This window comes from Tautonia sociabilis, assembly GCF_003977685.1.
Lineage (GTDB): Bacteria > Planctomycetota > Planctomycetia > Isosphaerales > Isosphaeraceae > Tautonia > Tautonia sociabilis.
The window spans coordinates 132937-147675 of record NZ_RYZH01000008.1; the positions used below are offsets into that span (position 1 = coordinate 132937).

Annotated in this window: 7 protein-coding genes; 3 read left to right on the forward strand and 4 right to left on the reverse strand. The window is 74.5% G+C overall.

Annotated elements, in window-relative coordinates:
• Nucleotides 1-100 precede the first annotated feature (100 nt).
• Nucleotides 101-2926, forward strand: coding sequence for a hypothetical protein (locus TsocGM_RS27540; RefSeq protein ID WP_126724423.1), 2826 nt, complete (start codon nucleotides 101-103; stop codon nucleotides 2924-2926).
• A gap of 323 nt (nucleotides 2927-3249) precedes the next feature.
• On the opposite strand, the gene TsocGM_RS27545 is transcribed toward TsocGM_RS27540, so the two are convergent.
• Entirely contained in the window at nucleotides 3250-6987 is a 3738-nt protein-coding gene (locus TsocGM_RS27545; RefSeq protein ID WP_126724424.1) for a WD40 repeat domain-containing serine/threonine protein kinase, read from the reverse strand.
• Nucleotides 6988-7220: 233 nt separating this feature from the next.
• Between TsocGM_RS27545 and TsocGM_RS06175 the strand changes: the two genes are divergently transcribed.
• Nucleotides 7221-8294 (forward strand): prenyltransferase/squalene oxidase repeat-containing protein, encoded by a 1074-nt coding sequence (locus TsocGM_RS06175; protein ID WP_126724425.1) that lies wholly within the window; start codon nucleotides 7221-7223, stop codon nucleotides 8292-8294.
• Between the two features lie 55 nt (nucleotides 8295-8349).
• On the opposite strand, the gene TsocGM_RS06180 is transcribed toward TsocGM_RS06175, so the two are convergent.
• Entirely contained in the window at nucleotides 8350-8580 is a 231-nt protein-coding gene (locus tag TsocGM_RS06180) for a hypothetical protein (protein ID WP_126724426.1), read from the reverse strand.
• 495 nt (nucleotides 8581-9075) lie between these two features.
• Nucleotides 9076-10455 (reverse strand): phosphopyruvate hydratase, encoded by a 1380-nt coding sequence (gene eno / locus TsocGM_RS06185; protein ID WP_126724427.1) that lies wholly within the window; start codon nucleotides 10453-10455, stop codon nucleotides 9076-9078.
• Between the two features lie 1103 nt (nucleotides 10456-11558).
• Here eno and TsocGM_RS06190 point away from each other — a divergent pair.
• A complete protein-coding gene (locus tag TsocGM_RS06190; RefSeq protein ID WP_126724428.1) occupies nucleotides 11559-12158 on the forward strand; it encodes a hypothetical protein in 600 nt (199 codons plus the stop codon).
• Nucleotides 12159-12256: 98 nt separating this feature from the next.
• Here TsocGM_RS06190 and TsocGM_RS06195 read toward each other — a convergent pair whose 3' ends face one another.
• On the reverse strand, nucleotides 12257-14737 hold the full coding sequence (locus TsocGM_RS06195) for a hypothetical protein (RefSeq protein WP_126724429.1): 2481 nt from the start codon (nucleotides 14735-14737) through the stop codon (nucleotides 12257-12259).
• Between the last annotated feature and the right edge of the window lie 2 nt (nucleotides 14738-14739).

Below are 14739 nucleotides of genomic sequence, written 5' to 3' on the forward strand. Positions count from 1 at the left end.
GTGATCAGCGATCCGAGACGTCCGGGACGATTCCCAACGATCGCTCATTCGTCATCTCCGACCGATCATCCGCGAGGCCGCCCGGCCCAAGGAGCCCACGATGACCATCGCTCCCCCGGAACCGAGCCGGGCACCGGCGCCGAGGCTGCCGGGGGAGGTGCGCAGGGCGTTGCGGGGAGTCGCCCGGCGGTTGCGGGCGGCGGCGGCGATGCGAGGGCTCGGGACGCTGCTGGCGGTTTCGGCGGCGATCGCGGCGGGGGCGATGGCGGTCGACTTCGTCCGGCCGATGCCGGGGCCGGCGCGGTGGGCGGCGTGGCTGGCGTGGGCGGGGGGAACGGCGGCGGTCCTGGTCGCGTCGGCGATCCGGCCCGTGGCTCGAAGGCACCGCAAGGACGTGCTCGCGGCCGTCGCCGCCCGGGGGTGCCCGGACGAGGCCGGGGGGCGCGTGCTGACCTCGGCCGTCTCCCTGGCCGAGGGGGGGCCCTCCGCGCACGGCTCTCCCGAGCTGATCGCGGCGCTGGTGGACCGATCGGCGGCCGAGGCCCGGCGGATCGACCCGAGGAGGGCCGTCCCCCTGGCCCAGGCCCGGCGGAGGCTGGCCGTCGGCCTGGCGGCGGCCGGGCTGGCGGCCCTCCCGGCGGTGGCGGTGCCGGACCCGATCGGCCGGCTCGCCCTCCGGTTTCTCCGCCCCTGGAGCGATGAGGATTCGGTCGGGTTGCTGGCGATCCAGGTCGAGCCGGGAGACGTGGTGCTCGCCCGAGGGGAGGAACTGGCGGTGGCCGCCGACCTTCGGCCCCGGTTCGGGACCTCGGCGCCCGACGCCGCCCGGATCGAGTGGACCGACCCCGACGGCACCGCGCACTCCTTGCCGATGGAGCCCTTCCCGCAGGAGGGGGACGGGACCAGGGACAAGCCGGCCGGGAGGAGCTTCGGGATCGCGCTGCCGTCGGTCTCGGGACCGATCTCGTACCGGGTCTTGGCCGGATCGGCCCGGACTCGGGCGTTCCGGGTCGAGGTGGTCGATCCTCCCCGGGTGGCGTCGGCCCGGTGGACGGTCGAGCCTCCCGGATATACCGGGGAAGCGGGGGAAACGCTGGTCGACCCGACGGCGGCCGTCGTCCGGCAGGACAGCCGGGTGACAATCGTCGTCCAGACCGACCGCCCGGCCCACCGCGTTTGGCTGACCTGGCCCGTCGCGGAGGACGGGGGAGCGGATCGGGCGGTCGAGGTCGAGCTGGAGCCCTCAGAGGACGGGATCTCCTGGACGGCGGAAGTGGCGGCCTCGGTGTCGGGGGCGTTCGCAATCATCTCGGAAGACGAGCATGGGCTGATCGGTCGCCCCGGAACGTCGGGGAGCCTGGAGGTGCTGCCCGACGCCCCTCCGGTGGTCGCGCTGGCCGACCAGGACGGCGCCGCCGGCCCGGGGGATCTCCTGCTGCTGCCCGTGGCGGCGCGGGATGACCTGGCGGTCTGCTCGGCCGAGCTGCACGTCGCCATCTCCCGGGCCGGCGATGGGCGAACGGGCGAAGGTGAAGGTGAGGCCGGGGCGGGCCCCTCCCTGGACGAGGTCGAGGTCCGGTCGATCGCGCTGGAGGGGCTGGGCTCCTCGGAGGCGAAGGGGGTGGCCGAGCTGGACCTGGCGCCGCTGGGGCTGGGGGACGGCGACTCGGTGTCGGTGCGGGTTCGGGTGCTCGACAACCGCCCGGCCCCGAGGGGCCCGAACGAGGGGTGGTCGGCGCCGATGCCGGTGGCGATCGTGGCCGACGTGGAGAAACGCGACGCCGAACAGCTCGAGGCCCGCCTCCGCCCCGTCCGAGAGGCGCTGGAGGCCCTCGCCCGGCAAGCGGCCGAGAACCACCGCCGCGTCGTCCCGCTCCGCAACGCGGCCGACCGCTCCCGGCGAGACGACGAGGCGTGGACCGAGGACGAGGCCGACGACCTCGACCGCCTCGCCGAGGCCGCCCGAGCGCTGGTCGACCGCCTGCACCTGCTCTCCCGAGACCTGGAGGCCGACCCGACGCTCGGCGCGCTGGCCGATCCCGTCCGAGAGGCCGCCGAGACCGAGGCCGACGCGGCGAGGGAGGCGCTCGACGACGCCCGGCTGCCCGACGAGCCGGGTCGCCCCGAGGCCGACGAACGGCTCGACGACCTCCGCCGGGCCGAGGCCGAACTAGGAGCGGCCTCGAAGCGGCTCGACGACCTGAACCGGCAGCTCAACGCCCTGGCCCGGGCCGCCGCCGCCCGGCCCGAGCTGGCCGAGCTGGCCGACCGCGAGGCCCGGCTCGCCGACCAGGCCGACGCCCTCGCCGACGCTGCCGAGGACGCCCCCCCTGCCCCCGAGCCGGACCCGGACGCCCCTCCCCCGCCGCCGATCGACCCCGAGGACCTCCGCCAGCTCCAGGCCTCCCAGCAAGAGCTGGCCCGCGCCCTCGCCGAGCTGCTGCGCAAGGCCCCCGCCCTGGAAGACGACGCCGCCGAGGCCCGGGCCGACGCCGAGGCCGCCCGCCGCCAGCTCGACCGCGCCCACGAACGCGACCCCTCCCAGTCGGTCGACGCCACCCGGGCCGCCGCCGAGGCCATGCGCCGAGCCTCCCAACGCCTCCGCCTCGCCTCCGGACCCGCCGACCCCTCCTCCCGCGCCGACCGCCTCGCCCGGCAACTCGCCCAGTCCTCCCCCGACCCCGCCGCCCCCCCCTCCGAGGGCGACCCCGGCTCCTCCCCCTCCGGCTCCGCCGCCGCCGGCGCCTCCGACCCCGACGCCGACCTCTCCCTCCGCTCCTCCCACTCCTGGGGCGACCTCCCCGGCCACCTCCGCACCGAACTGCTCCGCTCCTCCCCCGACCGCTACCGCCCCGACTTCGCCGACACCATCCGCCTCTACTTCCGCGAAATCGCCCGCGGCGCCTCCGGCTCAACCGCCCCGTGACCGAATCCAAACCAGGCCCGATCCGCCCCCCCGATCCCCCGTCTCTCGGTCCGAGAGCGTCGGCATCCTCCCCCCAGGGCAGGCAGTCTCGTCCCCTCCTGGCGAAGGACAACACGGAACGCCGGTCATGAAGACATCCGCACCGGGAACGATCTCCGACCAAGGCGGGCGGCGGGATCGGGCGGCGTTCGTGGAGAAGCAAGAGGGGGAGCATTCCGCACAAAGTCATCGACCCCGGCCCGATGGCCCGCTCTCGAACCATCGCGGCTTCCCCAGCCCCACCTGACGCCTCCAACGGCACCGATCCGATCCGATCCGAATCCTCAGCGATCCGAGCCTTCCGAGATGATCCGGGGAGGAGTCCGGGTCGGGTCGTGGGACAGGGCGGAGCGGGCAGGGGGGCGGGAAGCACTCGGCGGCCGGCGGGGGCCGGTGTCCCGGAGCTTCACGGTGCCGTCGTCGCTCGCCGAGGCGAGGAGGCGGCCATCGGGGCTGAAGGCGACGCGGCGGACCCAGCCGGAGTGGTCCTTCAGGGTGAGCAGCTCCAGGCCGCTGGTCGGGTCCCAGATGCGGATCGTGCGGTCGGAGCCGGCCGAGGCGAGACGGCGGCCGTCGGGGCTGAACGCCAGGGCGTTGACGGCGGCCGAGTGGCCGGCCATCGTTCGGAGGATCTGGCCCGTCTCGGCATCCTGGATCAGGACCATGCCGTCCAGCCCTCCGGAGGCCACCCAGCGGCCGTCGGGGCTGAAGCAAACGCAGGAGGCGCCGCTGGCATGCAGGGGAAACCGATGCCGTTCCGAGCCGTCGGCCGCGTCCCGGATCCGGACGAGGCCGTCTCGGGAGGCCGAGGCCACCCAGCGGCCGTCGGGGCTGAAGGCGACGTCGAGCATCCCCGGGGTCGGTTCCGCGGATCGGAACCGTTCGATCCCGGAAGCGACATCCCAGAGCCGGATCGTGCCGTCATTGGAGGCCGAGGCGAGGGTCTGGCCGTCGGGGCTGAATTCCAGATCCTTGATCGTCCTGTCGTGGCCGACAAGCCGACGCAGCGGCTGGCCGGTCTCCGCGTCCCGGAGCGTGATCCGGTTGTCGGGATCGCCGACGGCCAGGATCTGGCCGTCGGGAGAGAAGGCGACACTGTAGACGCTGAGGCCGAGGTCGGTGGGCCGGTCATCGACCGCGGAAACCGTCAGACGGCAGACGCCGCTGGGCATCTCCCAGAGGCAGACGATCCCGGCCTCGAACCCTGAGGCGAGCCAGGCGCCGTCGGGGCTGAAGGCCAGGCCGAACGGGCGGTGTCGGAACGGAATCGCGTCGTCGGAGACGAGCACCCGAGGCTGAGGGGCCTCCTCCACACTCCAGACCCGGACGGTTCGATCGGCGCCGGCCGAGGCGAGGAGGCGGCCGTCGGGGCTAAAGGCCAGGGCGTAGATGGTATCGGCGTGCCCCTTCAACGCGCGGGGCTCCCGGCCGGAGTCGAGGTCCCAGAGGGTCACCACCTGGTCGGTGCCGGCCGAGGCGAGGGTGCGGCCGTCGGGGGAGTAGGCCAGGGCGATGACGTCCGCGCCGCCCCACCGGAGGATGGCCCCGTCCCCGGGCTGGGGACCGGGCCCGCCGAGGTCCCAGAGCCGGACGGTTCCGTCGGCGCCGGCCGAGGCGAGGGAGCGGCCGTCGGGGGGGAAGGCCAGGGCCCGGACGGGGCCCTCGTGCCCCTGGAGCACGACCGGCTCGCCGTCCAGGAGGGGGTCCCAGAGCCGGATCTCGCCGTCGTTGGAGGCCGAGGCGAGGGTGCGGCCGTCGGGGCTGAACTCCACGTCGGCGACCGACCCGGCATGGGCCCGGGGCCGGTGGGCCAGCAGCTTCCCGTCCTCGACGCGCCAGAGCAGCAGGGCGTGCATGGCCGTCGCGGCGGCCAAGGTCCGGCCGTCGGGGCTGAAGGCCAGATCGGTCACGGCGCCGTGGTCCCCCTCGAACTCCAGGAGCAGGCGGCCCGAGTCGGCGTCGAGCAGGGCGACGCGGAGGTCGGGACCCTGCGCGGCCAGGGATCGGCCGTCGGGGCGGAAGGCCAGGCCGAAGACGCCCCGGCTCAGCGGCCCGGTGATGCCGGGGTCCGGCGAGCCGTCGAGGTCGAGGCGGACGGCTCCCGAGGAGGGATCCCAGAGGATCAGCCGCCCTCCCCACTGCGCCGAGGCGATCTCCCGGCCGCCGGGGCGGAAGGCGAGACGGCAGACCTCCCGGTCGTGCCCCCGGAAGGTGAGCGACGGCTGGCCGGCGAGGCGTCGCAGGTAGTCCCACTCCCAGCCTCGGAGGTCGTCGTCGGCACGCTGCTCCCCGACGAGCTCGAACAGGGAGAGGAACCGGCCGACGTCGTTGGCATCCCAGGCGGCGAGGGCGGCGTTGACCCGGGAGGCGTAGAGGTTGCGTCTCAGCGCGTCTCGGGCGCGCTCGAGTCCGAGGTTGGCCGCGTCGGTCCGGCGGAGGGCCTCAGCCTCCTGGGCCGCGGCTCGTTGGGCCGCCAGGGCCGAGGCCCGGGCTTCTCGGGCCCGGCGGTCGAGCCGAATCGCCAAGGTCGTCGACACGACGGCGATGACCGCCAGCAGGCCGAGGACCGCCGCCCCCAGGGCCGCCTGGGAGGGGTTGCGCCGGCACCAGCGTGCCAGCCGCTCGGCCTGTCCGATCGGCCGGGCCCGGATCGGCCGGTCGTCGAGGAACCTCCCCAGGTCGTCGGCCAGGTCCGAGGCGGTCGGGTAGCGCGCCTCGGGGTCCTTCTCGAGCGCCTTGAGGACGATCGTCTCCAGGTCCCGGGGGATGGTCGGGTCGATCGCCCGGAGCCGGGGAGGCTCCTGGGACTTGATCCGGTCGATCAGTTCGAGGCGATCGGCGGCCTCGAACGCCGGGCGGAGCGTGAGCAGCTCGTAGAGGGTCATCCCCAAGGCATAGACATCCCCCCGGCCGTCTCCGACGCCTCGAAAGCGCTCGGGGGCCATGTAGCGGAGCGTGCCGACCAGATCTCCGGTGCGGGTGAGGGGATGATCCTCCTGGATCCGAGCGAGCCCGAAGTCGGCGACCCAGGCCACCCCTTCGTCATCGAGGAGCACGTTGCTGGGTTTGATATCGCGGTGGATGATCCCCCGGCTGTGGGCGTAGGCGAGGGCCTCGGCGACCTGCCGACCGATCCGGGCGGCCTCGAGCCAGTCGCTTGGCGGTCGGCTCGAGGGAAGGGGAACGGCCCCCCACCCGAGGGGCTCCGGCGACGGAACCAGGTCCGACCAGGTTTGAACCGCCGACGACCGAATCTCCTCCAGCGGGTCGCCGTGATCGTCCGGAGAGAAGTCGGGCTCCAGCCGGAGGGTGGCCGACGAGCCGAACCGCCGTGGGGCCCCCTCCACCGGATCGCCGGCCCCTCCCCACCCGGGGGGGGCCGGCCTGGCGCGCCGGCCCCGGAGCTCCTCGATGAGCCGGTCCAGCCCCCGGCCGGAGATGAACTGCATGGCGTAGTAGGCGACGTCGCCGACCCGGCCGACCTCGAAGACCGGCACGATGTTCGAGTGATGCAGCCGGGCGGCGGCCCGAGCCTCGCGCCGGAACCGCTCCAGCACCCGGGAGTCGGCGGCGACCAGGCGGGGAAGGATCTTCAGAGCGACCCGACGGCCGAGCGACACCTGCTCGGCCTCGTACACCACCCCCATCCCCCCCCGGCCGACTTCCCGGAGCAGCCGGTAGTCCCCCAGCCGGACCAGCCCTGTGCCCTCCGGGGATCCTCCCGGCGTGGCGGCCTCCCCGTCCCGTCCCCCGGACCAGGTCCGGGGCCCGGCCCCCCCCCGGGAAACCCACTCGACCAGCAGCGCCGGCATGGCCCGGGAGAGCCGCAGCAGCGCCGCGAGTTCCTCGGCCAGCTCGGGGGCCTCGCTGGCGAGCCGGACGAAGGTCGGCAGCCGGTCGGCGAGTCGGGGATAGTCCCGGGCCAGCTCCGGGGCCGTGGGGCGCTCTCCCCGCCGGAGTCGCTCGAGGATCGCCTCGGCCAGCGTCCCGATCTCGTCAGGGTCTCGGGTCGGGTCGGCCATCGGCGGCACCGGCACTCGGACTCGATCGGCTTCGGGTCGACTTCCCCTCCGACCGAGGATACGCCATCGAAGGCCGGCGGCACCAGGGGCGGGCGGGAACCTCGCTCCGGAGGCCGGGGCGGGCTGGCCATCGCGAGGAGGTCGGCTACACTGGCAGGCCGCCCTCCCGTCTGCCGACCCCGACCCCCGGCCGGGGAGGGGAGGGCCGAATCGTCGAGAGGAGACGCCGCCCCATGATCCGGTCCCCAGCCGCCGCGACGCTGCTGGGCCTGGCCCTGCTGATCGGCCCGGCCCCGGCCGCGACCGGCCAGGACCTGCCCGGGCCTCCGCCACGGCGCGTCTCGAACGCCGAGACCGACGCCGCCGCCCGACGGGCGCTGGACTTCCTGGCCCGGAGCCAGCACGCCGACGGCTCGTGGGAGTCGGGAGGCTTCGGCAAGGCGACCTCCGTCACCTCGCTGGCCGTGATGAGCTTTCTGGCCTGCGGGCACGTCCCCGGCGAGCCGGGCCCGTACCGCGAGGTGATCGAACGGGGGATCTCCTATGTGCTCAACCACCAGCGGCCCGATGGCATGCTCGTCTCCAACACCAGCCACGGGCCGATGTACTGCCACGGCATCAGCACGCTCATGCTGGCCGAGGTGGTCGGCATGTGCCCCGATCCGGCGCTGGCCTCCCGCTGCCGGTCGGCGCTGGCGGCGGCCGTCGCGCTGATCGTCCGAGCCCAGCGCGTGCCCAAGTCCGACGACCACGCCGGCGGCTGGCGATACCAGCCGGGCAGCTACGACAGCGACCTGAGCGTCAGCGGCTGGCAGGTCGTCGCGCTGCGGGCGGCTCGGGATGCGGGCTGCTCGGTCCCCTCCGAGGCGATCGACGACGCCGTGGATTACGTCCGGCGCTGTGTCGAGCCCCGCTCCGGCGGCTTCAGCTACCAGGCCGGCCGGGGGGGACCGAACAGCCCGAGGACCGGGACCGGCATCCTCTCGCTGGAGCTTTGCGGCGAGCACGGCACCCCCGAGGCGATCGCCGGCGCCGAGTACCTGAGGGAGCACCCGCCGAACTGGGGCTCCGACTACTTCTTCTACGAGGCGTACTACTGCCCCCAGGCCCTCTTCCAGCTCGGCGACGCGTACTTCGTCCCGTACTACACCCGGCTCGTCCCCATCCTGCTGGACCGCCAGGAGGCCGACGGCTCCTGGTACTCCCCCTCGGGGAACGACCGCACCGGGGGCCGGAACTACTGCACGGCGATGGGGGTGCTGGCACTGGCGGTCGAGTATCGCTATCTGCCGATCTACCAGCGCTGATCGATCGAACCGGCCAATCGACCAGCGCGGATCGATCGGGGCGTCTCCCCGGACCTCAGCGGACGACCCGGAGGCCCGGGAGCCCGACCTGGAGGCGCCCGACCGCCTCGTCGGAGAGGCCGGTGTCCCGGACCTCCCGGCGTTCCCGGCGGGGAAGCCGGAGCAGGTCGTCGACGCAGGCCTCGGTGACTCGGGTGCGGTTGAGCTGGAGCTCCGCCAGGCGCTTCAGGCCCCGGAGGCGGCTGATGCCGGCGGCGGTGACTTGGGTCTCCGACAGGTTCAGCAAGGCGAGCCGGAGGAGCCGGCCGAGACGCCGTCGCCCCCCGGAGCCATCCGGTCGAGCAGGCGGTCCAGGCCGTCCGGCGGCGGGATCACGTCGTCCTCCAGGCACTAGATCCAATCCGTCCGGGCAAGCTGGCCGATCCGGTTCCCCAGGGTGCCGACCCGGTCGTTCAACGCCCGGCCATGCTGCCGCCCCCCCTGCCCCTTCCGATCCGGCTCCGCGTCGGCCACGGCCCGGGCCGACAGCCCCGGCACCGCCGGCCGGGGATCGGCGACGGAGGAAACCCCCGCGTACCCCTGCTGCTCCCTCAACCAGCGCCGGAAGCGACGGCCGACGGCCAGGAAGCGCCCGTGACGTTCGGCTCCCGTTCGATCGTCGCCAGGGAGCCCGCCCCCTGCTCCGGGAGGCCAGGAGGCCCGGAACCGACCGACGGAGCAGTCGGCCGCCGATCGGGCCGACTGCTCCGTCGCCTGCGATCCGGGCTGGTCGCCGCCCGGCTCAGCCCTTTCGGCGGCGCAGCGGGGCCGGGTTGTAGACGGCCGAGGCGCCCAGTTCCTCCTCGATGCGGAGCAACTGGTTGTACTTGGCGATGCGGTCGGACCGGCTGGCGCTGCCGGTCTTGATCTGGCCGCAGTTGGTGGCGACGGCGATGTCGGCGATGGTGCTGTCCTCGGTTTCGCCGGAGCGGTGGGACATGACCGAGGTGTAGCCGGCCCGGGTGGCCATGTCGACGGCCTCGAGCGTCTCGGTCAGGGTGCCGATCTGGTTGACCTTGATCAGGATGCTGTTGCAGCAGCCCTGGGCGATGCCGTCGGCCAGGCGCCGGGTGTTGGTGACGAAGAAGTCGTCGCCGACGATCTGGACCTTCGAGCCGAGGCTCTGGGTGAACTTGGCGTAGCCGTCCCAGTCGTTCTGGTCGAGGGGGTCCTCGATGGAGACGATCGGGTAGGAGTCGACCCACTGGGAGAACAGACCGATCATGTCGTCGGCGGAGAAGAGCTTGCCGGGGTTGGACTTCCAGAACTTGTAGCCCTGCTTGCCCCCCTCGTCGAACAGCTCGGAGCTGGCGCAGTCCAGCGCGATGGCGAAGTCGGCGTCTCGGCCGGCGGAGTAGCCGGCCTTGTCGACGGCCTCCATGATGAACTTGAGGGCCTCCTCGTTGTCGATGTCGGGGGCGAAGCCGCCCTCGTCGCCGACGGCGGTGGTGTGCCCGGCTTTCTTCAGCAGCGACTTGAGGGTGTGGAAGACCTCGGCCACCATGCGGATCCCCTCGGCGAACGAGTTCGCGCCGACGGGCATGACCATGAATTCCTGGAAGTCGATCTTGTTATCCGCGTGCTTGCCGCCGTTGATGATGTTGGCCATCGGCACGGGGAGCACCCGGGCGTTGGCCCCGCCGATGTAGCGGTACAGCGGCAGGCCCCGGCTGGCGGCGGCGGCTCGGGCGGCGGCCAGCGAGACGCCGAGGATCGCATTGGCGCCGAAGGCCCCCTTGTTCTCGGTGCCGTCGGCCTCGATCATCGCTCGGTCCAGGCCGACCTGGTCGGCGGCGTCCCTCCCGACGACCACCCGGGAGAGCCGAACGTTGATGTTGTCGACCGCCTTGCGGACCCCCTTGCCCAGGTAGCGGCCCTTGTCGCCGTCGCGCAGCTCGACCGCCTCGTACTCGCCGGTGCTCGCCCCCGAGGGGACGGCGGCTCGGCCGAGGGTGCCGTCGGCGAGGACGACGTCGACCTCGACGGTCGGGTTGCCGCGCGAGTCGAGAATCTCGCGTCCCTTGACGGCGACGATCGTGGCCGGGCCGGTGCCTCCGGGGGCGTTCTGGCCCCGGACGGAGTAGTGGCCGACGGTGTCGATGTTCGGCTGGATGCTGCTCATGGTGAGGCTCGGGTTCGGGAGGAGAGAACGACGGCCAGGGGCCGTCTCGGAAGATCATCGCCGGCCCTCCGCTCCGTCCGGGCGGGGCCGGGCCGGGTTCCCGATCCGGGGGGATCGGCCCGCCGAGTCGCCCGCGGCGCGGGGCGTCGGGAGAGCGTCGGCCGGGAGCTCGGCGGCCGGGTCGCCAGGGGCGTCGGCGGGTGCGAGCGGCCCGGAGACCGGGACCACCGGGGAGTCACGGGGGAGGGGAGCCGGATCGATGGGCGAGATCGGACCCGGCCGCCGCACCTTCCCCCGTGATCCCGACGGTGTGCCAGAGAACTCGACGCGCGGGACGGCCCCCAACCCCCGCATGATGCCGATTCGGGCGGGGTATTGGGCATTGTCCCCCAGACCGGAGGTCGGGGGCCGCCGCGCGGTGGTGCGTCCCGGGTGCCAGTTCTTGGGGGCGCCCGCGTCGGCGAACGCACGCGGGCCGGGGTCCGACCGACCGATCAGGTCGGGACGGCGGGGCCGCAGCCGGCATGCGCTCGATCGCCTCGGGCTGGCTATTGTGGCACGAGCCGGCCGGATTCGCCAGCCGATCGCGCCCCTTCCCCTCGCTTCCCGGCGAGCCGGCCCGTCGCCGCCTCGTCGCGACGTCGTCCATCGCCGCCGGGCCCTATGGTTATCGGCCCGGCGCCCCCGCGGCTTGACCCCGGCGCAAATTCAAATCCGAGACGGGCCTACGACCCTCACCCCCCGAGCAACCCCCTCCCGACGGGCACCAGGACGCCGATCCGGGCCGGCCTCGGCGCCGGTCCCCCCGGGGAGCCGCCGGCCGTCCGGTCGGGAGGGGGCCCGGCGGGTTCGGGACGCCCCCCGGCGCTGGGACGGTCCCCTCACCGGCTCCCGGCCGGATCGGTGTCGGCGACGGCGGGTAGATCTCGACGTATGATTCTCCGCCCCGCCCCATCAACCAACGGGCCGGGGCGGCGGGCGGGAGGATCGCGCGGGCGGAGCGCGGCCGGGCCTCGGTATGATGATTGCGTCCGATCCGACGGTCGCCCGACCCGATCCCCGCGGGAGAGCGGGGAACTCTTGATTCCTTGAGGAGGCCGATCATGGGACGTCACACCGGGATCACCGCCGCGGCCGGCCTGGCCGCGTTGCTGTCGCTGGCCGCCTCCCCCGAGGCGAAGGCGCAGGGGGGGGCGATCGGCCTCCAGCCGAACGTCGGCGCGTTCAACGACGGCGTCTTCCTGAACGCCACCCCCGTCGTGACTGCCGACCGCCGCCACGTCCGGCTCGGCGGCATCAACGCGAACGTCTCCGCGATCCGGGACGTCCAGCCGTTCACCTTCACCGCCGGGGCCGTCTCGGGAGGGGGGATCGGCGGCTTCGGCGGCGCGGGCGGAGTCGGCGGCCTGGGAGCGGTCGGTGGGGCTGGCCTGGGAGGCGGCGCCGCGGTCATCCCGGGGCTCGGGGCGGTCGGGCCGGTCGGAGGCTTCTACGGGTATGGGTATCCCTATCCCTATCCCTACGGCGGCTATTACGGCGGCTACTACGGCGCCTATCCGGGAGGGGTGTACGCCGGCATCCCCGCTGGCCCGCTCCGGACCGGACCGGTCTACCTCCCCCAGCAGACGGTCAATGGCCTGGGGGGCCTGGGCGGCTCGATCATGAACTCCGTCTCCCCGAGGAGCTGGCGTCGCGTCCCCTGAGACGCCTCAGTCGCCTCGTCCCGCCGGCCCGCTCCCCGCTCGAGGGGAGCGGCCGGCCGATCGAAGTCGGGAGGAGAGGCGGTCGGAGGGCGATCCGCTCAGGGCAGCCCCGCCCGCTTGCGGATGATCCACTCGGCCGAGAGCAGGGCGAAGAAGAGGATCAGGCCGGTCGGGGTGTCCCAGAGCGGGGTTTCGGCGGTGCGCTGCCGTTCGACGGAGCGAGGGCCGATCAGCTCGGGGAGCCGGCCGGCCTCGAAGTCCCGGACGACCCGGCCGCCGGTGATCGAGGCGAGGCGGTCGAGCGGGCCGGGGTCGGCGGCCAGGGCGATCAGCTCGTCGGTCGGCTCGGGGAAGACCTCGAAGATCGCCTCGGCCGCGGGCAGGCCCTCCGCGGCGAACGCCTCGGCCAGCACCGGGGCGTCGAGCACCGCCCGGTACCGGCCCGTCGGCAGCGGGGGAGCGGTCGCCTCGAAGGTGCGAGGGCGGTCGGGATCGGCCCGGAGGGGAATCAGGGCGACCGGCTCCCTGGAGTCGGCGCCGGAGGGCCCCTCCCCGTCCTCCCCCTCGGCCGGGGCCGCGACGATCCGAACGGCGGCGAGCAGGCCGGGGGAGACGCCCGGCAGGTCGGCCGAGAACCGGGCCCGGATCGGCACGGGGGAGCCCTCGGCGACCCGGGGGCGATCCGGGCCGAAGCGGACCAAGCGGTTGCCTCCCGAGGGGGGCTCCTCGGCCGCCCAGCGGACCACCTGGCCCCAGAAGCGGTGGTGGTAGGCATCTCCCACCCGGAGCCGCCATCGCCAGGTGCCGTCGGTGCCGACCCAGAGCACCTTGCCCAGCCCGAACGGCTGCGCCGCGACCACAACGCCGGCATCCGGGTCGATCCCCGGCCGGTCGGCGACCAGCAGCGCCGACGCCCCCGGCTTCGCCCGCCCGGCCATCGCCCAGGAGAGGGGAGGCATCGCCTGCCACGCCTGCCGGCTGGCGGCCGGATCGGAGGCGAACTGGAGCATTGGCCAGTCGACCGGCGACTCCCCGGCCGACCGCTCCGGCACGACCGCCACCCCCGGCGGCACGGCGGGTCGCCTCGGGTCGATCTCGGTCCGGTCGACCGCCACGACCGCCGGGTCGAGCACCGGCAGCATCGCCCGGGCGGCCTCGTCCCCCGACCAGGGGGACGGCCACCCCCTCGGCCCCGCCGCGATCACCAGCGACCCTCCCCGATCGGCGACGTAGGCCTCGAGCCGTCCCCAGAGGCCCTCGGGGGCCAGCCCGGGGGGGACGTCCCCGAGGATGATCACGTCGTAGGCGTTCAACGGGTCCGGCTCGTCCGACCTGCTCGCGGGAGCCGGCGGCAGCGCGCTCGGATAGGTCGGCTCCGAACCGGCCGAGGGGGGAGGAGGCGCCAGCAGCACGGTGTCCAGCGCCACCCGGCGATCGCGGTTCAGGGCGTTGTGCAAGTAGCGAAACTCCCAGCGGGCCTCGGCGTCGACCAGGAGGACCCGGGCCGGCTCGTCGGTGACCCGGATCGCCGCCGATCGCCAGTCGTTGTCCCCACGCTCGTCGGGAGGGCCGGGCGGCTCGACCCGGGCGACCAGCTCCATCAGGCCGGCCTCCCCCATCGGCACCCGGAACGGGGCGAGCAGCCGTTCGCCGTCCTGGCCGGCGCGAACGACCGCGAGCAGAGGGTCCGAGCCGGCGACCTCCAGGGCGACGGGGATCTCCTCGCCCGGCTCGAAGCCGTCGGCCTTCACCTCGACGACCACCGCCGCCGAGTCCCCCGAGAAGCCGGAGGCCGGCCCCCGGATCGCCGAGACCGCCGCGTCCCGGGGAGGCACCGTCGCGCCGACCAGCACGGGGAAGACCGGGATGCCCGCCTCGGCCAGCAGATCGGCCGGGTCCCGCCGGCCGTCTCCGCCGGAGGGGGCGTTGCGGTGCCCGTCGGTCAGCAGCACGACGCCGAGCACCGGGGCCTCCCCGTCCCCCGAGACGGCCCGGTCCAGCACCGGCCCCCAGTCGGTCGCCAGCCGATCACCCGATCCCTCCCCCCCGCCGAGGACCGGCTCCCCCCGGTCAATCGCCCCGGCCAGGTCCGAGACGCTCCCCCCGGCCGAGGTCCGGGCGAACGCGACCGCCTCGACCGCGAACGAGCGGGACAGCTCGGCCATCGCCTCTCCCCGGAGGATCCGGGAGACCACCTCCAGGCGAGACGCCCCGCCCCCCTCGGCCTCGGGGGCCAGCCCGGGGGCGTCCCGGAGGGCGAGGCGCTCGTCCTCGGGGCGGCGGGCGTCGCTCGTCTCCATGCTCGCCGACAGGTCGACACCGACGATCAGACGGCCCTCGACGCGGTCGGTCCACGACCGCCGCGTCATCGGCTCCATCAGGGCGACCACCAGCGCCGCCGCCGCCAAGAGCCGCAGCGCCAGCAGCACCCGGCCCGTCGCCCGGGAGACCAGCCGCCGCTCGGCCCGGTACAGCACCAGCACCAGCACCGCCGCCGCCGCCCCGGCCGCCAGCCACAGCCACCCCTCGTCTCCGACGGCCAGGACCAGCCGCCTCCCCCCCCCGAGGTCCAGCGCCACAC

Coding starts and splice junctions, on each gene's coding strand:
- TsocGM_RS27540 (WP_126724423.1), top strand. CDS start 101: ATGACCATCGCTCCCCCGGAACCGAGCCGGGCACCGGCGCCGAGGCTG.
- TsocGM_RS27545 (WP_126724424.1), bottom strand. CDS start 6,987: ATGGCCGACCCGACCCGAGACCCTGACGAGATCGGGACGCTGGCCGAG.
- TsocGM_RS06175 (WP_126724425.1), top strand. CDS start 7,221: ATGATCCGGTCCCCAGCCGCCGCGACGCTGCTGGGCCTGGCCCTGCTG.
- eno (WP_126724427.1), bottom strand. CDS start 10,455: ATGAGCAGCATCCAGCCGAACATCGACACCGTCGGCCACTACTCCGTC.
- TsocGM_RS06190 (WP_126724428.1), top strand. CDS start 11,559: ATGGGACGTCACACCGGGATCACCGCCGCGGCCGGCCTGGCCGCGTTG.